Origin of the sequence: Maribacter sp. 1_MG-2023 (assembly GCF_030547005.1) — a bacterium.
GTDB lineage: Bacteria > Bacteroidota > Bacteroidia > Flavobacteriales > Flavobacteriaceae > Maribacter.
Window position 1 is genome coordinate 61,886 of the sequence record NZ_JAUOPN010000002.1, and the last position, 18,455, is coordinate 80,340.

The 18,455-nt window shown below is 35.5% G+C and carries 16 protein-coding genes; 14 read left to right on the plus strand and 2 right to left on the minus strand.

What is annotated here, in order from left to right; genetic code table 11:
* Positions 1 to 84: 84 nt before the first annotated feature.
* The 3 genes from Q4500_RS03135 to pth all read left to right on the plus strand — a co-directional run bounded on the left by Q4500_RS03135 (position 85) and on the right by pth (position 2,414).
* Entirely contained in the window at positions 85 to 1,026 is a 942-nt protein-coding gene (locus tag Q4500_RS03135; protein WP_303598547.1) for a ribose-phosphate pyrophosphokinase, read from the plus strand.
* A gap of 41 nt (positions 1,027 to 1,067) precedes the next feature.
* Entirely contained in the window at positions 1,068 to 1,697 is a 630-nt protein-coding gene (locus Q4500_RS03140) for a 50S ribosomal protein L25/general stress protein Ctc (RefSeq protein WP_303598295.1), read from the plus strand.
* Between the two features lie 87 nt (positions 1,698 to 1,784).
* Positions 1,785 to 2,414, plus strand: a complete 630-nt coding sequence (gene pth, locus Q4500_RS03145; protein ID WP_303598296.1) for an aminoacyl-tRNA hydrolase — start codon at positions 1,785 to 1,787, stop codon at positions 2,412 to 2,414.
* Here the strand turns inward: pth and Q4500_RS03150 are convergent.
* Together Q4500_RS03150 and Q4500_RS03155 are read right to left on the minus strand one after the other, a co-directional pair.
* Positions 2,411 to 3,097 carry a hypothetical protein gene (locus Q4500_RS03150; RefSeq protein ID WP_303598297.1) on the minus strand — a complete coding sequence of 229 codons (687 nt, stop codon included), beginning with the start codon at positions 3,095 to 3,097 and terminating at the stop codon, positions 2,411 to 2,413. The two genes, pth and Q4500_RS03150, sit on opposite strands and share 4 nt — an antisense overlap.
* The gene (locus Q4500_RS03155; protein WP_303598298.1) at positions 3,094 to 6,858 is read right to left on the minus strand and encodes a reprolysin-like metallopeptidase; all 3,765 of its coding nucleotides are present in this window, start codon (positions 6,856 to 6,858) and stop codon (positions 3,094 to 3,096) included. The genes Q4500_RS03150 and Q4500_RS03155 overlap by 4 nt, the downstream gene beginning before the upstream one ends.
* 53 nt (positions 6,859 to 6,911) lie before the next feature.
* On the opposite strand from Q4500_RS03155, the gene Q4500_RS03160 reads away from it, so the two are divergent.
* From Q4500_RS03160 to Q4500_RS03215, 11 genes are all read left to right on the plus strand, one after another.
* Entirely contained in the window at positions 6,912 to 7,838 is a 927-nt protein-coding gene (locus Q4500_RS03160; protein WP_303598299.1) for a bifunctional riboflavin kinase/FAD synthetase, read from the plus strand.
* A gap of 2 nt (positions 7,839 to 7,840) precedes the next feature.
* The gene (locus Q4500_RS03165; protein ID WP_303598300.1) at positions 7,841 to 9,172 is read left to right on the plus strand and encodes an HTTM domain-containing protein; all 1,332 of its coding nucleotides are present in this window, start codon (positions 7,841 to 7,843) and stop codon (positions 9,170 to 9,172) included.
* Positions 9,173 to 9,250: 78 nt separating this feature from the next.
* Positions 9,251 to 10,522 (plus strand): serine--tRNA ligase, encoded by a 1,272-nt coding sequence (serS, locus tag Q4500_RS03170; protein ID WP_303598301.1) that lies wholly within the window; start codon positions 9,251 to 9,253, stop codon positions 10,520 to 10,522.
* Positions 10,523 to 10,964: 442 nt separating this feature from the next.
* A complete protein-coding gene (locus Q4500_RS03175; RefSeq protein WP_303598302.1) occupies positions 10,965 to 11,807 on the plus strand; it encodes an endo alpha-1,4 polygalactosaminidase in 843 nt (280 codons plus the stop codon).
* A gap of 44 nt (positions 11,808 to 11,851) precedes the next feature.
* The gene (locus Q4500_RS03180) at positions 11,852 to 12,178 is read left to right on the plus strand and encodes a multidrug efflux SMR transporter (protein ID WP_303598303.1); all 327 of its coding nucleotides are present in this window, start codon (positions 11,852 to 11,854) and stop codon (positions 12,176 to 12,178) included.
* A gap of 113 nt (positions 12,179 to 12,291) precedes the next feature.
* Positions 12,292 to 14,079: a tetratricopeptide repeat protein gene (locus tag Q4500_RS03185; RefSeq protein ID WP_303598304.1), complete on the plus strand. Its 1,788-nt coding sequence runs from the start codon at positions 12,292 to 12,294 to the stop codon at positions 14,077 to 14,079.
* 75 nt (positions 14,080 to 14,154) lie between these two features.
* The gene (locus Q4500_RS18640) at positions 14,155 to 14,787 is read left to right on the plus strand and encodes a DUF4286 family protein (protein WP_368389716.1); all 633 of its coding nucleotides are present in this window, start codon (positions 14,155 to 14,157) and stop codon (positions 14,785 to 14,787) included.
* Positions 14,788 to 14,807: 20 nt separating this feature from the next.
* A complete protein-coding gene (rsmA, locus tag Q4500_RS03200; protein ID WP_303598305.1) occupies positions 14,808 to 15,674 on the plus strand; it encodes a 16S rRNA (adenine(1518)-N(6)/adenine(1519)-N(6))-dimethyltransferase RsmA in 867 nt (288 codons plus the stop codon).
* The gene (gene mgtE / locus Q4500_RS03205) at positions 15,661 to 17,016 is read left to right on the plus strand and encodes a magnesium transporter (RefSeq protein WP_303598306.1); all 1,356 of its coding nucleotides are present in this window, start codon (positions 15,661 to 15,663) and stop codon (positions 17,014 to 17,016) included. Before rsmA ends, mgtE begins: the two co-directional genes overlap by 14 nt.
* 117 nt (positions 17,017 to 17,133) lie before the next feature.
* Positions 17,134 to 17,499: a cupin domain-containing protein gene (locus Q4500_RS03210; RefSeq protein WP_303598307.1), complete on the plus strand. Its 366-nt coding sequence runs from the start codon at positions 17,134 to 17,136 to the stop codon at positions 17,497 to 17,499.
* 10 nt (positions 17,500 to 17,509) lie between these two features.
* Positions 17,510 to 18,454: a 2-hydroxyacid dehydrogenase gene (locus Q4500_RS03215; protein WP_303598308.1), complete on the plus strand. Its 945-nt coding sequence runs from the start codon at positions 17,510 to 17,512 to the stop codon at positions 18,452 to 18,454.
* The last annotated feature ends 1 nt before the right edge of the window (position 18,455 follow it).

The window sequence follows — 18,455 nt, forward strand, 5'->3', positions numbered from 1 at the left end:
TTTAATTTTTAAATTTGCACCTCCTTAAAAACAAAGACCTCAATACTTTATTGAAGTAACAGTTTGGAAAACAATAAGAAAGACATGCCATACCAAGTTCCACAACCGAAAATATTTGCTTGTACACAAAGTAAAATCTTAGGCGAGAAAATCGCTAAGGCTTATGGAACGGAGTTAGGTAAAATATCTTTTTCTCGTTATAGCGATGGGGAGTTTCAACCTTCTTTCGAAGAATCTATTCGTGGAACGCGAATCTTTATTATAGGTTCTACACATCCTGGTCCTGAAAACTTGATGGAAATGTTGTTAATGATAGATGCTGCAAAAAGAGCATCTGCACGTCATATTACAGCAGTTATGCCATACTTTGGTTGGGCAAGGCAAGACAGAAAAGACAAACCTAGAGTACCTATTGCAGCAAAATTAGTTGCTAAAATGCTCGAAACAGCAGGTGCTACTAGAATTATTACAATGGATCTGCATGCTGATCAGATACAAGGGTTCTTTGAAAAACCTGTTGATCATCTTTTCGCATCTACATTATTTTTACCATACCTAAAAAACTTAGGTCTAAAAGATCTTACTATAGCCTCACCAGATATGGGTGGTTCAAAAAGAGCATATGCATACTCTAAAGCATTAGATAGCGATGTTGTTGTTTGTTACAAACAAAGAGCTAAAGCTAATGTCATCTCTCATATGGAGTTGATAGGTGATGTAAGTGGTAAAAATGTTGTACTAGTAGATGACATGGTAGATACTGCGGGTACATTGACCAAAGCAGCTGATTTAATGATGGAGCGCGGTGCTCTTAGTGTTAGGGCTATAACCACACATGGTTTATTGTCAGGTGATGCATACGAGAAAATTGAAAAATCGAAATTAACGGAATTGATCATTACAGATTCTATTCCGATCGAAATAAAGAGTGATAAGGTAAGAGTATTAAGTTGTGCTAATCTATTTGCCGAGGTAATGGATAAAGTACACAACAATAACTCTATTTCTTCTAAGTTCTTAATGTAAGTTAGAAGCCAAAACAAGAATATTAATTTTTAATACATATAATGAAGTCAATTACAATTAAAGGATCAGAAAGAGAAAGCGTGGGCAAAAAAGCAACCAAAGCCTTACGTAATGCTGGAAAGGTTCCTTGCGTAGTATACGGAGGGGATAAACCATTACATTTTTCAGCAAATGAACTAGCGTTCAGAGATTTGGTTTACACTGCAAATGCGCACACAGTTGCAATTGAATTAGATGGTGGAGCTTCTGTAAAAGCTATTATGCAAGATATTCAGTTTCACCCTGTAACAGATGCTATCATCCATATTGATTTTTATCAATTATTCGATGATAAAATGGTTACTATGGATATTCCTGTAACTTTAGAAGGAAATTCACCAGGTGTACGTAACGGTGGACGTTTATTGTTCAGAAAACGTAAACTTTCTATTAAAGCTTTACCTGGCAAATTACCTGATTTCTTCAACATTGATATCTCTAAGTTGAAAATCGGTCAAAACATTGATGTAGCATCATTATTAAATGATGATTTCACCATTTTACACCCAGATAGCCAAGTTGTAGTACAGGTTAAAACTGCACGTACCGCTGTTGTTGTGGATGAAGATGAAGAAGGTGAAGAAGGAGCTGAAGGTGCAGAAGGTGCATCTGAAGAAGCTGCTCAAGAGTAGTCTTTACAATTTTAAGATTCATAATAAAGCATCCTGATACTTGTATCAGGATGCTTTTGTATTTTTATCAATTAAATCACAAAACAAATGTTCGGTTTTTTTAAAGCTCTTTTTACAAAACAGAACATCATACTTGAAGAGAAAGATCCCATGAAGAAATTTTTAATCGTAGGCTTAGGTAATATCGGTGATGAATATGCAGAAACCCGACATAACATTGGTTTCAAAGTACTAGACGAAGTAGCACGTGAAAATGACTTTACTTTTGAAACCGTAAAGCTTGGCGATATAGGGTCATACAAGGTAAAAGGTAGAACTATAATTTGCCTTAAACCTTCCACATATATGAACAGAAGCGGGAAGGCTATGAAGTATTGGATGGATAAAGAAAAAATACCTCAAAGTAACATTCTAGTCATAACAGATGACATCAATTTACCTTTTGGCACCATTAGAATAAAAACTAAAGGTAGCAATGGAGGTCATAATGGATTAAAAGATATAGAGCTGTTTCTACAGACTATACTTTACAACAGATATCGTTTTGGAGTTGGTGCTGACTTCGGCAAAGGTAGACAGGTAGAATATGTTTTAGGGCAATGGAGCGAAGAAGAAAAAGCACTAATGCCAGAGCGATTAAAAAAGTCAACCGAAATTATTAATTCATTTGTACTAGCGGGCATTGCTAGAACTATGAATCAATTCAATAATTCTTAAAGCACTTTAAAAGTAAAAATACCGGTATCTGATTTATTACCTTCTTCGTCAATAACAACAACTCTCCAGTAATACACCGTATCTGATGTTACAGATACTTTTATACTTGTTACTGGTGATGACAATTCTCGAATTAAATTTATTGGTGGTGTTTCTACAGAGAAATACACTTCATAACCAGCGATATCATTATCTAAATCAGAAGCAGACCATGATAATTCAACCTCATTATTAATATCTTTAAAAACATTATCTGAAGAAGCCGGACTTATAATAGTTGCAGGAAAAGGTGCAAATGTGGTTCTAGATCCAGAATTATAAAAATACCACTCTTTACTAGATACCGTTTGCTCTACTTCACTATTTCTAGAGCGAACAAGCCATGAAAATTGCTCGCCTTTTGCCAAAGGTAATTGAGCAGAATTCGACGCCGAAACAATGGTCTGTACTGTACCAGTGGCGATATTAGTAACACGTAGTTCATACGTCTCGGTATTATCTGCCAAATCCCAACGAAACTCTACTCTACTCGTCTCCTCACCTATATCAACACCTGTCGTACATTCAGAATTCTCTTCTGGAAAAACCAAAAGCACTGCTTCAGGTGGATTTGCGGCACTTTTCTTTTTACAACTGGTAACAGCCATAAACAAACACGTAATAAGTACTAAAAAGCGCATCATTCTTTAATTACTTTAGAAGTTCCATTTATTGTTCTTCCCTCATATTTTAAGTAATAAATACCCGTAGATAGCGAACTCAAATCTAAACTTATGATTCCATTTAATGGCAGTATAGAATTACTAGAAATATATCTGCCGTCGGCACTAAAAACACTTACAGTTACTTCTTCTTGCTGAGTACCTAAATAGATTTGAACAATATCTTTTACAGGATTTGGATATACAACCGGCTGTACATAAAAACCTATCTGCTCTTCATAAACACCTTGACATGGTATATCTGTAAAAACCTTTAAAGTATTCAATCCTTTATCTAAATCTAGTGCTACTGTTGATTCTTCTGTTTGTATAGCCACACCGTTTAGTTCTATGGTGTAAAATAACGCCCCGTTCATTTCAAGTGTTACTTGAGAGCCATCTACCGCAATTTTAGAAGTTACATTAAGTGATGAAGGTTCGGTAATCTGCACTTCAACACAATACTCTTGATACGCGATAACACCATCTGTCCCCGTCATACACAAAGTATATGTACCAGACTCAAGATTTGCTAAATTAAAGGCATTCGAAAAATTCTGTGTTAGATTTAATCCATTACCAGAAACTACCACCTGGTAATCTAGCGCCAACTTTGGAACAATAGAGAGCGAACCATCGTTATTATCTCTACACGTTTCACTTTCTAAACTAATAATAAAGTTCTCAACAGGGAAACGATATATAGCACAACCAGAAGCATCTACCTCTTGACCGGCAGGCGTACCTAAACATAAATCATCACCATCATCAAACACTCCATCATTATCGTCATCTGGTCTAAAAACCCCCTCTACACAAGCTTCAAGAACAAAAGAATTCAAACTACCACCATCTGAAGGAGCGTTATCCTTAATTTCTAAAGTCCATTCACCCAATATAGATTCTCCATTAAAAGAACTTAAACTCCCTAAAGGTTTTACCAAACCACTAATACCAGGATTAACCGAACAAGTAAAAGCCGGACTATCATCATCAAAAGTTGCATCAATATTTCGCGAATCACCACATGAATTAGAAACCAAAGTTACCGTAGTACCTGCAGGCGATGTTAAGGTAATTACCAAATCGGACAGAAAAGTATGTTCAATATCTAGCTGTACGTTAATATCTGCAACAGGCAAATCTTCAAAAAACACAATTTTAGAGGTAATAACTGGTGTACCGCTACTTGATATAGCGATTGGCATACCTGTAGCACTTTTTGTAGCGCAGTTAAATTGAACTGTAGAAAACCTAAAAGGGGTGCTAAAAACACCTTCTCCACAATCATTTTTTGGCTTTACCCTCCAAAAATAAGTGCTATTATTATCTAAAAGCGTAGGCGAGAACGAACTATCATTAACAGTACTCGATTCTATAATATTCGTGAAAGCAGCATCATCTGCAATTTCAACATCATACTGGGTATTCCCAACCGATGTTCCCCATTCTAACAACACATCGGTAGACGCGTTCTCAAAACTATCAACAGGTGAAATTAGAATTACTTCCTCAAAATTATCATCGTAAATTCTTAACTGCAGTATAATTTCTTTTGTTAACGTATCTGCACTCGCTAAAACCCGAACAGGATAAATACCAGGATCTACAGTAACGATTCCTTCAAAATCAACTGTAACCAAAGTGTCGTCTGCATCTGCGACAGCAGGTGTAAAAGTTGCTGTAATACCTATTGGCAAATCAAGTACGCTAAAGACACTTTCTTCATCAAAACCTAAATCGGTCTCATAGGTAAAATCAACACTTAGATTGTCTGGTTTACAAATATCAAAAACAACCTCTTCAAAATTTAGTACGATTTCTGAAGGAGTTATAGAAAAAATTGCATCATTAACGGCAAAGAAAATATTGTCATCTGCCTTAATCATTATACGTCCCGTACTGGTAGGAATGTTTGGCACAATTATAGTCTGACTACCATCGTTCAAAATATTCTCCTCTAGAACAATAGGAAAAGTTACACCTCCATCTGTAGATAAATATATAGAAACAGTTTCTGCGCTTACAGGTAAAACATCAGTATTCGCAACATCCCAAGTAATGGTTTGCAACGATCCAGCCTCAAAAGATTCTCCATTAGTTTGCGAACTAATTAAAAAAGGACCGGCCTCATTGACCACCGAAACTGTCATCTCATCAGAATCTGATTGTCCGCCATTTAAAGCATTATCACGAACGGTTAATGAAAAATTCATTTCACGCCCGACATTAGACAGCGTTTCCCAAGCAGAACCAGAAGTTGGTACTGTCTGAGTTAGTTCTCCGCTTAAAATTCTATTTAAATTAGGAAAATACCTTTCGGGAACCAGCGTAGGCGGTAAGGATCTAAAATTTGCCCCAGCTGGGTTATCAGGTCCAAATGTAGCTTGAGTAACTATTCCGTTATCAATCTGCTCCCAAGTATAACTAAGCACATTTGCTGCATCAACATCTGTAGCCTCACCCGTAAGAACAAAAGGAGTTCCTTTAGGTATAACGTAATTTGTTAAAGGCGTAATCGTAGGCGGATTATTGGTGAGCACATCTGTAACTCCGCATGAAACAGTTTTTAAGTAATCTCGTATCTGTACAATGCTAACGTAATGAAAGTAATCATCACTATTAGAAGCAACGTTATTAACACCAGTTATGCCTGCATACCCCATAATTGTTGTACCACTAGCTGGCTCAACCTGCACAATCGTACCTTCAGAAGTATGTGAAAATGAATGGTTTGCACCTAATTGATGCCCCATTTCATGAGCAACAAGGTCAATATCAAAAGCATCGCCTACAGGAGAAGATAACGTGCTGTAACCACTACCCTTTCTGCCATCTGTACATACAGCGCCAATAAAACCAGAATTACCATCTAAGGTATTATCCTGCTGATTAAAAAGGTGCCCAATATCGTAATTAGCCTCCCCAATAACAGATGTCAATGTATTTTGCACTTGAGAACTTAAACTGCCCATATAAGGATCAGTTTCTGGATCTGTATAAATTACAAGGTCTGTATTTGCAATCAACTCTAAGGTTATGGCTAAATCGCGTTCAAATACGGCATTAATTCTAGTTAAGGTTGCATTAATGGCAGCAAGAGCATCTGCCTTTGTTCCTCCATGAAATGCAGTGTATTCACCCGAAGCCGAAATGGCCACTCTAAACTTTCTTAGTGTTTGGTCATCCACTAACTTCGCAGTAAGGTTCTGCGAATATTCTTTAACCTCTGGCATAGTTTTACACACAAAATCAATATCGCGCTCGTCTTGCTCCGTTCTACGATATAACACATAGGTATCATCTGCAGATTTCTGCATAAACAATGCTCCGTTTTTACCAGAAGTACTCATAGTACTTTGAATACCTTTAGGAGAAATACTAAACCTAATTTGGGTCGTGGCATCGTGCAAAGCAATACCTTTATACGATTTTATGGACGGATATTTAAGTGCTAATTCTTCAGAAAAAAGATGAGAATCTTCTACTAGAAAGGGAATTAACTTGCCCGTTTCATCGGGAAAATAAATAATCTTGGAAGCTTTATGCCCTGAAAGTGCCTGTAAAAATTCTTGCTGATTAAGGGTAAAAGCTGTTCCTTTATTCACTCTTAACTGTTGCTTAGTGAATTGCTTAGCCTTATTATTTAATTTCGTGTTTTTCCAATAAGCAGTTTGTGCCATACCGGAAAAGGAAAGAAATACTATGGTAATTGTAAAAACTAGGCGTAATTTTGCAATCATCAAGAGGCTTTTAACTCAAAATCAAATATAAGTCTTTTTATTTTCTATCATAGGTGATTACAGTCCGCAACATTTCTAAATATAAAGAAGAATATCCTACGGTCATTACCATAGGCACCTTTGATGGTGTACATATAGGTCACCTTAAAATACTTAGTAAAATCATAAATCATGCCAAAAGTACCGAATTAAAATCTTCGGTTCTTACGTTTTTTCCGCACCCGAGAATGGTCTTACAAAAAGATGCGAATATAAAACTGCTGAATACCATAGACGAAAAGATTCATATTTTAGAAAAACTTGGTCTAGACGTACTTATAATTCATCCTTTTACCAAAGAATTTTCTCGCCTTACAGCTATTGAGTTCGTACGCGATATGCTTGTAAATACTTTACATATAAAAAAGGTGATTATTGGGTATGACCACAGATTTGGACGAAATAGAAATGCCAATATCACAGATTTAATCACTTTTGGCAACACGTATGACTTTACTGTAGAAGAAATTCCTGCTCAAGAAATTGACGATGTATCGGTAAGTTCTACCAAAATCAGAAAAGCATTAGAAGATGGCGATATTGAAACCGCTAATAGCTATTTAGGTTATAAATATATGCTTACAGGTACCATTATAAAAGGCAAGGGCATTGGCAAGCAACTAGGCTACCCAACAGCAAACCTTGCTATAGCTGAAGATTACAAGCTGATACCTAAAACTGGTGCTTACGCTGTAAATAGCATTTTAAATGGAGTGGTTGTTTATGGTATGATGAATATTGGCTATAACCCAACCGTAAATGGTACGGAGAAATCGATAGAGATCAATTTTTTCGATTTTGATGAAGATTTGTATGACCAAAAAATTCAGGTTAATATTTTGGTTCGTTTAAGAGATGAGCATAAATTTGAATCTATCGATGCTCTAAAAGCTCAATTGGCCAAAGACAAAGAAAAATCGCTACACTATATTAAAAAGTAATTATGCTCAATAGGTTATTATTTCAACGCATTGATAATAGCCCGTTAATCATCTTTCGTATAATTTTCGGTATACTCGTCTCCTTAGAATGTTTTGGCGCTATTGCTACAGGATGGGTAAAGAGAAATCTAATCACTCCTGATCATACATTTCCTTTCATAGGTTTTGAATTTCTTCAACCAGTACCTGGCAATGGCATGTATTTCTATTTTATAGTGATGGGACTACTTGGGCTTTTTATTGCCGTAGGGTTCAAATACCGAGTAAGCATCATATCATTTACCGTGTTGTGGACTGCAACGTATTTGATGCAAAAAACAGCTTATAACAATCATTACTACTTACTCATATTGATATCATTGATTATGTGCTTTTTTCCTGCGGAAAGAAGTCGATCATATGATGTTAAAATGAAACCTGAATTAGAAAGCAATTCAATGTACGCCTATGTAAAATGGGTAGTAGTGCTACAATTGTTTATAGTCTACGTATACGCTTCTATTGCTAAAATGTATGGAGATTGGCTTGATTTTAGTACCATAGCAGTATTAATGCATTCTAAAAAAAACTATTGGTTAGTTGGTGATATTTTACAAGAACCTTGGATACATAGTATTATTGGATCCGTTGGCATTTTGTTTGATTTACTCATTGTACCCGCCCTTCTCTGGAAACCAACAAGAAAAGCGGCTTTCTTTATCTCACTTTTCTTTCATCTATTCAATTCCATCATATTTCAGATTGGCATATTCCCTTATTTATCTATTGCTTTTAGTGTCTTCTTTTTTGAACCAGAAACTATTCGCAAGATATTTTTTAAATCTAAGAGACCGTATACTGCGTCAGAACTAATTGTTTCAACACACAAAAACGCACTTTTATTAGGCTTTGCTGTATACTTTATTATCCAATTACTAATGCCCATTCGTCATCATGCTATTGATGGAGATGTGCTTTGGACAGAAGAGGGACACCGAATGAGCTGGAGAATGATGTTACGCAGCAGACGTGGCAAAGGCAACTTTAAAGTAGTCGACAATACCACGAAAGAGGAAATTATAATAGATCCAAAAAAATATATAACACGAGGCCAACAACGCAAAGTATTTGCTTACCCAGATTTTGCATGGCAGTTTGCCCAATATTTAAAGAAAGAGTTTGAGCAAAATGACAGAGATGTTTCAGTATACCTAGAAAACTCAAAGATCAGCATCAACCGCAAACCTTTTGTTCCGTTTATAGACTCTAAAACTGATCTGGCGGCAGAGACTTGGTACCAAACAAAACATCACGACTGGATTCTTCCCTCAAACTTCGGGAACTCAAAAAATTAGTTAATACGTGTTTAGTCCTCAAAGTACCCGCTATAAATATAAGATTAACGTAAATTTGCAGTCAAATACAATTCAATAATGTTACAAATACAGACCATTAGAGATAATCAAGAAGATATTATCCTAGCCCTTGGAAAAAGAAATATTGATGCACAACCCTTAATTGAAAAAGTGCTTCAATTAGATGAAAACCGACGTGCTGCCCAAACAAGTTTGGACAATATTTTGGCAGAATCGAATAAAATTTCCAAAGAAATTGGTGTTTTGTATAAAACAGGAAAAGCTCAAGAAGCTAATTCTTTAAAAGAACAAACAGTAAAGCTGAAGGAAGAGTCTAAACAATTAAGCGAAGATTTAAACACTGCAGAAGAAGAGTTACAAACACTTCTTTACCAATTACCGAATGCTCCGCATACTTCTGTAAAGAAAGGTTCTACTGAAGAGGACAATGAGGAAATATTCAGTGAAGGTGAAATACCTAAGTTAATAGAAGGCGCCTTACCTCACTGGGAGTTGGCGAAGAAATATGATATCATAGATTTTGAATTAGGTGTTAAAATCGCTGGAGCCGGTTTTCCTGTTTACAAAGGAAAAGGAGCTCGTTTGCAACGTGCTTTAATTGCCTATTTCTTAGATAAAAATACCGAAGCAGGATATACTGAAATTCAAGTGCCACACTTGGTAAACGAACTATCTGGTTATGGCACAGGTCAATTACCAGACAAAGAAGGTCAAATGTACCATGTAACGGCAGATGACCTTTATTTAATACCTACTGCAGAAGTTCCTGTAACCAACATTTTTAGAGATGTTATTGTAAACGAAAGTGATTTTCCAATTTCATATACGGGGTATACTCCGTGTTTTAGAAGAGAAGCAGGTAGTTATGGCGCACATGTACGTGGTTTAAACCGTTTACACCAATTCGATAAAGTTGAAATTGTACGCGTAGAACACCCTTCAAAATCATATGATGCCTTAGATGGTATGGTTGATCACGTAAAGAACATTCTAGGAGAATTAAAATTACCATACCGTATTCTAAGACTATGTGGTGGTGATTTAGGTTTCACAGCTGCACTTACGTTTGATTTTGAAGTGTTTTCAACTGCACAAGACAGATGGTTAGAAATTAGCTCTGTCTCAAACTTTGAAACTTACCAGGCCAATAGATTAAAACTACGTTTTAAGGATGAAAACGGAAAGAATCAACTAGCTCATACATTAAATGGTAGCTCTTTGGCCTTACCACGTGTATTAGCCGGAATTCTAGAGAATTATCAAACTACAGACGGCATTAAAATACCAGATGTATTAGTACCTTATTGTGGTTTTGATATGATTAATTAACACCAGTTCGCCTTACTTTATTTTATAATTTAGAATGTATTTTGAGCGGTCTGATTGTATTTTCAATTTAGACGAATATTGAAGGTGCCTACAATATTGATTTTATTTTTGCACAATAAAAATCTCTATTGATAAATTTCAAAAAGAATACAATAGCCAAAATATTAGTCCGCAAACAGGTTAACCCGCTTTTACCGATCCCATAGGTTTTATTAGTAGAAATTTACCAGTGGGACTGCAATTTCTGGGTAGAATATATGACGAGCCAATTTTAATAGGGCTAACTTATTCTTATGAACAAGGCACAAAACATAGAAAACCTCCAATATTAAATTAAGCATAAGATATATTTTCAAAATCTTTATAGACTATTTGTTAATGAAAAGCGTATATAAATAACCAAATATATAGACTCCACTAAACAATATTATAATTTACGCTTATGAGAAACATTAGTCTACTAATATTGTTATCGACCTTTATTGCTTGTAATGATAAAGCTGATATTGCCAGTACTGATGAAGTAACAGAGGAAAATGAAAATTCTAACGCAATACCAATCTACAACCACGCCTATATTGAAAATTATGAAGTAGACCAATTAGCCTACATTGCTTTAAATGCTACAAATGCATATGTATTAGTTGACCCATTCGAAGATGACGTTGCAGAATCAATCGCTGAAATTAAAGCTAACGGCAATCAATTAGCAGCCTATATCAGTATTGGTACAGGTGAAGATTGGAGAGATGATTTCAATGAACTTCAGCCTTTTTTAACTACCGAACAATGGGCAGAGTGGCCAGGTGAATACTTCGTAAACACTACTACAACCGGAATAATCGATGTCATGAAAGCTCGAATTGATAAAATTACAGATTTGGGTTTTGATTGGGTAGAATTCGATAATATGGATTGGGCATTGTATGATGAAACACGAGAAACTTATGGCATTCAAGTATCGAAAGAAGATGGTATTGCCTATTATAAAGAGCTTTGTAATTATGTACATGAAAAAGGCATGAAATGCATGGCAAAGAACTTCGTTGAAAATGCCGAAGATTTTGATGGGGTAACTTATGAATCATACAGTGATGAGAAAAATTGGTGGGATACCTCTGGAGCACAAAGCTTTTTAGATAACGAAAAACTCGTTATTATAATTCATTATAATGAAAGTAACTGCAATCAGGTTTATGCTGATTACCAAGCGATTTACAACGAAGATCTTTCGTTTATCTGCGAAGACACCACACTTAAAAAATACCTTCATTACAATGAATAGGTAGAAGAGATTATCGACCTTTAGTATAACTAAGTATTTGTATTATGAATTGGGCACTATTAATAATCGCGGGTCTTTTTGAGGTAGCCTTCGCATTCTGTTTAGGTAAAGCCAAAGAAACCGCTGGCAATGAAATGTACTTGTGGTATGTTGGGTTTTTAGTTGCACTTGCCATAAGTATGATACTATTAGTAAAAGCGACACAAACATTACCCATTGGTACCGCATATGCCGTGTGGACAGGTATTGGTGCCGTAGGCACAGTACTAGTTGGTATATTCGTATTCAAAGAACCAGCTACTTTTTTACGTATACTTTTCATTACAACATTAATAGGTTCTATTATAGGTCTTAAAGTAGTATCTCATTAATACTATAGTTATTACAAGAATTACTCACTAAAAAATTAATATTACCGCATAAAATCAAGTGCTTGTTAGCATCTACTTAACAACAACTTACTGCATTCTATGTATATTTGATTATGCGCTTTATCTTTTTCATAATAACATATTTAGCACTGTCTATGTTTGCCTTTGCCCAAGATGTTTTTTTGGCAAAGCAATATTTTGCCGATGGTGATTTTGAAAAAGCAGTTGTTTTTTATGAAAAACTAGTAGAAAAAAGTCCGAGAAGAACGGAATATGTTCAAGATTTAGTTGCTTGCTATCAGCAATTAGAACGCTACCAAGATGCTGAAGATTTTTTAAACCAGCGTCTAAAAGACCGTAATCCCTACCCAACATTATTAATAGACTTAGGTTACAATTATGCCCTTCAAGAAAAAGAAGAAATGGCACAAACCTATTATGACAAAGCTTTAGATATCATCTCTAAAAATCCTAATTATGGATACGCTATAGGCCTACAATTTCAAAAATACAGTCTTTTAGACATGGCTATAAAAGCCTTTCAAACATCAATGAAGCTAAATCCGGCATTGAACTTCAACTTTCAACTTGCCAGAATTTATGGAGAACAAGGCAATGTTGAATCTATGTATAACTCATATCTAAATCTTGTTATTGATGGCAAAACATCTAAATCTAACATATTAAGGAGTATTGATGATTTCGTTTCTGAAGATGCGGAAAACAAAAACAACATACTCTTAAAAAAAGTACTATTAGAACGCGCACAAAAGAATCCTGATATTCTTTGGAACGAACTTCTGAGTTGGCTGTTCGTTCAGCAAAAGCAATACGGAAGTGCGTTCAGGCAAGAAAAAGCCATTTTCAAACGTATGAACGGTAGCTCTACTACTCGTTTAGAAAATTTAGGCAATGATGCCCAAGACAATGAAGAACATAAAGTTGCCAAAGATATTTACAGTTATATTATTAAAAATACCAGCAATAAAATAACACAGTTAGATGCCGAATTAAACCTCATTGATATTGAACTATTAAATGTGTCTGGCAATCAATTAGATGCTATTCAAAAAAAATACGATGCCTTAGTAGATGAATATGGCTACAAAAAGCAATCGTTACAACTTCAAGTAGCCTATGCTAATTTTCTAACGTTTACAAAGAACAATCCTGAGCCTGCAGAAAAATTATTGAAAAATAGTTTAGAGTTGCCATTAAGTGACAGAGATACCGCATATTTAAAATTAGCATTAGGCGATATTTTGGTCTATGACAAAAAGTTCAACGAAGCACTCATCTATTTCTCTCAGATTCAGCAAAAATTAAAGAACGATGTTCTTGGTCAAGATGCGCGTTATAAAGTAGCACAAACTAGTTTTTACAAAGGAGATTTCGATTGGGCTTTAACCCAATTAAAGGTATTGCGAAGTTCTACTTCTCAACTAATTGCCAACGATGCTATGCAGTTGAGCTTACTAATTTCAGACAATTCACTTGAAGACTCTACACAAACAGCTTTGAAAAAATATGCAAGGGCAGATTTCTTAGCCTACCAGAATAAAACCGATGAGGCAATAATCGCATTGGGCGATATTTTAGAAAATCATAAAGGCGAAAAAATTGAAGACGAGGCACTTTTAAAACAAGCTCAATTATTTGAGAAGCAAAAGAAATATGAAGAAGCACAACTAAACTATCAGAAAATCATCACATTTTACGGTAATGGAATTCTAGCTGATGATGCCTATTATGCTTTAGGTGAATTGTATAGAAAAGTATTGAACGACCCTCAAAAAGCAAAAGAGCAGTACGAGAAAATTATCTACAATTATCAGGACAGTTACTACTTTCCCGAAGCCAGAAAGAACTTTAGAATTTTAAGGGGAGACGCCATAAATTAAAATCAGGTATTATCTAATTCGTTTTAAGCCCTAGTTAAACTAACTTTGCATTTCAAATAGAACTTGAGATAACCCATGTATATATATAACGTTACCACGAATATAGAAGAAACTGCTCATAATACCTGGTTGCAGTGGATGAAAGAAACTCATATTCCACAAGTGCTATCAACAGGTAAATTTTTAAGTGCAAAATTCTCAAAAGTATTAGTTGAAGAAGATATGGGCGGCTTCACTTATTCGGTACAATATACCGTAAAAGACAAAGCTACCTTAGAAAGATACTATGAAGAAGATGCACCTGCGCTAATAGAAAGTATTCAGAAGAAGTTTGCTGGTCAGCTGGTTTCTTTTAAAACCGAATTAGAAGTGGTAGATGAATTCTTTGTTCAAAGAGCAACTGCCACACACTATCTATTTACGTACGGAACTTTACAAGAATTAGAAGTACAATTGGGAGTTTTCGCAAGACCTTTAAACGGATTCGAAGACGAATTACCTTTATATACATTATCTGACATAAAAGTGGCTGACCTCTACCCTACTTTGCAGCATACAGGAGTTAAGGAAGATGCCATAAAAGGACAAGTATATACCCTATCTCATCAAGAGTTACAAAAAGCAGATAGGTACGAAGGTGAAGCTTACGAAAGAATTGAAATTCAATTAGCTTCAGGAAAAAATGCTTGGGCATATATTGCAAAATAAGGCACCGTTAAATTAGAGCTATGGGAACGAAAAGAAAGAAGAATAAAGGTGATAAGTATGCTTATAAAAAGCAATACGAAAAAGGTCCTGTAAAAGCAAAGAAATACCTAGGTCAACACTTCTTAAAAGATGAGGACATTGCCCGACAAATAGCCGAAACACTATTACAACAAGATTATAAGAATGTAATAGAAATTGGTCCGGGTACTGGGGTACTTACTAAATACCTCCTTTTAAGAGATAGCAATTTAGTGGCTATGGATTTAGATACGGAATCTATCACCTACCTCAACGAGAACTTTCCGTTAGAACACCCAAAAGCATTTGAAGGCGATGGTACTTTTAAAGTCATTGAAGCCGATTTTTTAAATTTTGATACTTCAACCCTTTTCGGCGATGAGCAATTTGGCATAACCGGTAACTTCCCATATAATATCTCTACTCAGATAGTTTTTAAAATGTTAGAGCTTCGAAATCAAATTCCTGAATTTTCGGGGATGTTTCAGAAAGAAGTCGCGCAACGTATTTGCTCACCAGAAGGTAGTAAGGCATACGGTATTCTTTCAGTTTTGGTACAGGCTTTCTATGAGGCAGAATATCTTTTTACGGTTGAACCAGATGTTTTTGATCCTCCGCCAAAAGTACAGTCGGGCGTTTTACGATTAACTCGTAAAGCGAATTTTGAACTTTCTTGCGATGAACAACTTTTGTATCGTGTGGTAAAAACTGCATTTAATCAACGTAGAAAGACATTACGTAACAGTTTAAAAACATTTACACTATCAGATAATTTAAGAGAAGATATTATATTTGACCTTCGACCAGAACAATTGGCGGTCGACGATTTTATAGCATTGACGAACAAAATAGCAGATGACACCCTTTAAGCTAACCGAAGAATTTGTAGTAGAAATAGAACAGCTCATTGAACAGAACAATGATACTGAACTTAATTCTATGCTAGGTGCTGTGCATTATGCCGATGTTGCCGAAATCATTAATGAGTTAGATGAAGACAAGGCTACCTATCTTATTAAACTGCTTGAAAGTGACAAAACCTCTGATGTACTTACCGAGCTAGATGAAGACGTTCGTGAGGCCATTTTAGGTAATCTTTCATCTCAAGAAATTGCTAGCGAATTAGAAGAGCTAGATACCGATGATGCTGCAGATATTATTGGTGAATTACCTAAAGACCAAATACAAGACGTTATCTCTAAAATTGAAGATAGAGATCACGCAAAAGATATCGTTGACTTATTAAGATATGCTGACGATTCTGCTGGCGGACTTATGGCAAAAGAGCTTGTAAAAGTCAATGAAAACTGGAATGTGCTCACCTGTGTAAAAGAAATGCGGGCGCAAGCAGAGAATGTAACTAGGGTACATTCTATTTATGTGGTAGATGATGAAGACAAACTAAAAGGAAGATTATCGTTAAAAGATTTATTAACCACTTCTACAAAAACCCACATTAAAGACGTCTTTATAAAGAACGTAGATTCTGTTAACGTTAACGAAGACCCCGAAGAAGTGGCAAGAATCATGACTAAATATGACCTTGAAGCTATACCTGTAGTTGACGAAATAGGTAGATTGGTTGGCCGTATTACTATTGATGATATTGTAGATGTCATAAAAGAAGAAGCTGAGCGCGATTACCAAATGGCAGCAGGTATATCTAGAGGCGTAGAGGCGGATGATAGTATTTGGGAACTTACCAAAGCAAGACTACCATGGTTAATTATTGGTATGTTTGGTGGTATTGGTGCAGCAAGTATTATTAGTAGTTTTCAAGAAGTAATGAGCACTTTTCCAATCTTACTAATTTTTGTTCCATTAATACAGGCTACTGCAGGTAATGTTGGGGTACAGTCTTCGGCAATTATGGTACAAGGTCTTGCCAACAATACAGTTAAAGGAGAAATATTAAACAGATTATTAAAAGAATTTACCTTAGGCTTAATAAATGGTGTTGCAATAGCCTCCATAGTATTGGTTATAAGTCATTTCTTCTTTCACACCAGTTACCTAATTTCAATTACGCTGTGTGTTGCATTAATCTCCGTAATAATAATTGCTGCCCTAATTGGCACCTTCATACCTGTATTTTTAGATAAAAGAGGCGTGGATCCCGCAGTTGCTACCGGTCCGTTTATTACGACAGGAAATGATATTTTCGGTATTTTAATCTACTTCTCTATTGCCAAAGTAATTCTTGGCATTTAATAAACCACTCATCTTCTTTTTAGAATAGTGGCGCTTTGCGTATCTTACTATATCATATTTTATATTCACAGAAAATAAACGACCCTTTTATCCTAAAGCAGGATAAAACGAACACACATGAAAAGTATTAACCTAAAAGAAAAGTATAATCATGTAAATGATTTTTGGCATCCACACCAAATAGGTATTGTTGACAATATGCAAGTGCTATTGGCAAAAATCAAAGGTGAGTTTGTATGGCATTCACATGAAAATGAAGATGAACTTTTTCAAGTTGTAAAAGGCACGCTTTATATGCAATTTCGAAATCGCACAGAAGTTGTTCAACAAGGAGAAATTATTATAGTACCCAAAGGTATTGAGCACTGCCCCATGACCAAAAACGATGAAGTTGTACAACTCATGTTATTCGAAAAATTAAGCACAGCCCATACCGGTAACGTTAAAGACGAAAAAACACAAACAGATTACCCCAAAATATAATTAAGCATAAATGAAAGTATTACACGTAGATATAAATCACCCACTAATAATTGAGCAATTTTCTGAATTAGGTTTTCAAAACGATGAAGACTACACCGCTACCAAAGAAGAAATCGAAGCCAAAATAGAAGATTATGACGGACTCATAATACGTAGTAGATTCTCGATAGATGCTGCGTTTTTAGACAAAGCAAAAAACTTAAAATTTATAGGAAGATTAGGCGCCGGTTTAGAAAATATAGATACACAACATGCTAAGTCGCTTGGTATATTTCTTGCTGCCGCACCCGAGGGCAATCGTAATGCTGTAGGTGAACATGCTTTAGGTATGCTTTTATCTCTTTTTAATAAGTTGAACACGGCAGACAAAGAAGTAAGAAGTGGCAATTGGGATCGCGAAGGCAACCGTGGCATTGAGCTAGAAGGTAAGGTTGTTGGTATTATCGGCTATGGCAATATGGGCAAAGCATTTGCTAAAAAGCTAAAAGGTTTTGACGTAGAAGAGGTTATTTGTTATGATATTCAAGGCGGTGTAGAAGATGAAAATGCTCGTCAAGTAGGTATTATCGAATTTCAAAATAGAGTCGATGTCATTAGCTTACACGTACCACAGACAGAATTAACTATAGGTATGGTCGATTCAGAGTTTCTTGAGAAATTTAAAAATCCGATTTGGATTATTAATACCGCAAGAGGTAAATGTATCATAACCACAGCTTTGGTAGATGCCTTAAAATCTGGTAAAGTTCTAGGAGCAGGATTAGATGTGTTGGAATATGAAAAAGCCTCTTTCGAAAATATGTTTACTGACGGCAATTTACCTGAAGCATTTCAATACCTAATTAAATCTGACCAAATAATACTATCACCCCATGTAGCTGGGTGGACGGTTGAAAGCAAAATTAAATTAGCACAGACTGTAGTAGACAAGATAAAAGCTAAATTTTTGGAGTAGC

Coding starts and splice junctions, on each gene's coding strand:
- Q4500_RS03135 (WP_303598547.1), top strand. CDS start 85: ATGCCATACCAAGTTCCACAACCGAAAATATTTGCTTGTACACAAAGT.
- Q4500_RS03140 (WP_303598295.1), top strand. CDS start 1,068: ATGAAGTCAATTACAATTAAAGGATCAGAAAGAGAAAGCGTGGGCAAA.
- pth (WP_303598296.1), top strand. CDS start 1,785: ATGTTCGGTTTTTTTAAAGCTCTTTTTACAAAACAGAACATCATACTT.
- Q4500_RS03150 (WP_303598297.1), bottom strand. CDS start 3,097: ATGATGCGCTTTTTAGTACTTATTACGTGTTTGTTTATGGCTGTTACC.
- Q4500_RS03155 (WP_303598298.1), bottom strand. CDS start 6,858: ATGATTGCAAAATTACGCCTAGTTTTTACAATTACCATAGTATTTCTT.
- Q4500_RS03165 (WP_303598300.1), top strand. CDS start 7,841: ATGCTCAATAGGTTATTATTTCAACGCATTGATAATAGCCCGTTAATC.
- serS (WP_303598301.1), top strand. CDS start 9,251: ATGTTACAAATACAGACCATTAGAGATAATCAAGAAGATATTATCCTA.
- Q4500_RS03175 (WP_303598302.1), top strand. CDS start 10,965: ATGAGAAACATTAGTCTACTAATATTGTTATCGACCTTTATTGCTTGT.
- Q4500_RS03180 (WP_303598303.1), top strand. CDS start 11,852: ATGAATTGGGCACTATTAATAATCGCGGGTCTTTTTGAGGTAGCCTTC.
- Q4500_RS03185 (WP_303598304.1), top strand. CDS start 12,292: ATGCGCTTTATCTTTTTCATAATAACATATTTAGCACTGTCTATGTTT.
- Q4500_RS18640 (WP_368389716.1), top strand. CDS start 14,155: ATGTATATATATAACGTTACCACGAATATAGAAGAAACTGCTCATAAT.
- rsmA (WP_303598305.1), top strand. CDS start 14,808: ATGGGAACGAAAAGAAAGAAGAATAAAGGTGATAAGTATGCTTATAAA.
- mgtE (WP_303598306.1), top strand. CDS start 15,661: ATGACACCCTTTAAGCTAACCGAAGAATTTGTAGTAGAAATAGAACAG.
- Q4500_RS03210 (WP_303598307.1), top strand. CDS start 17,134: ATGAAAAGTATTAACCTAAAAGAAAAGTATAATCATGTAAATGATTTT.
- Q4500_RS03215 (WP_303598308.1), top strand. CDS start 17,510: ATGAAAGTATTACACGTAGATATAAATCACCCACTAATAATTGAGCAA.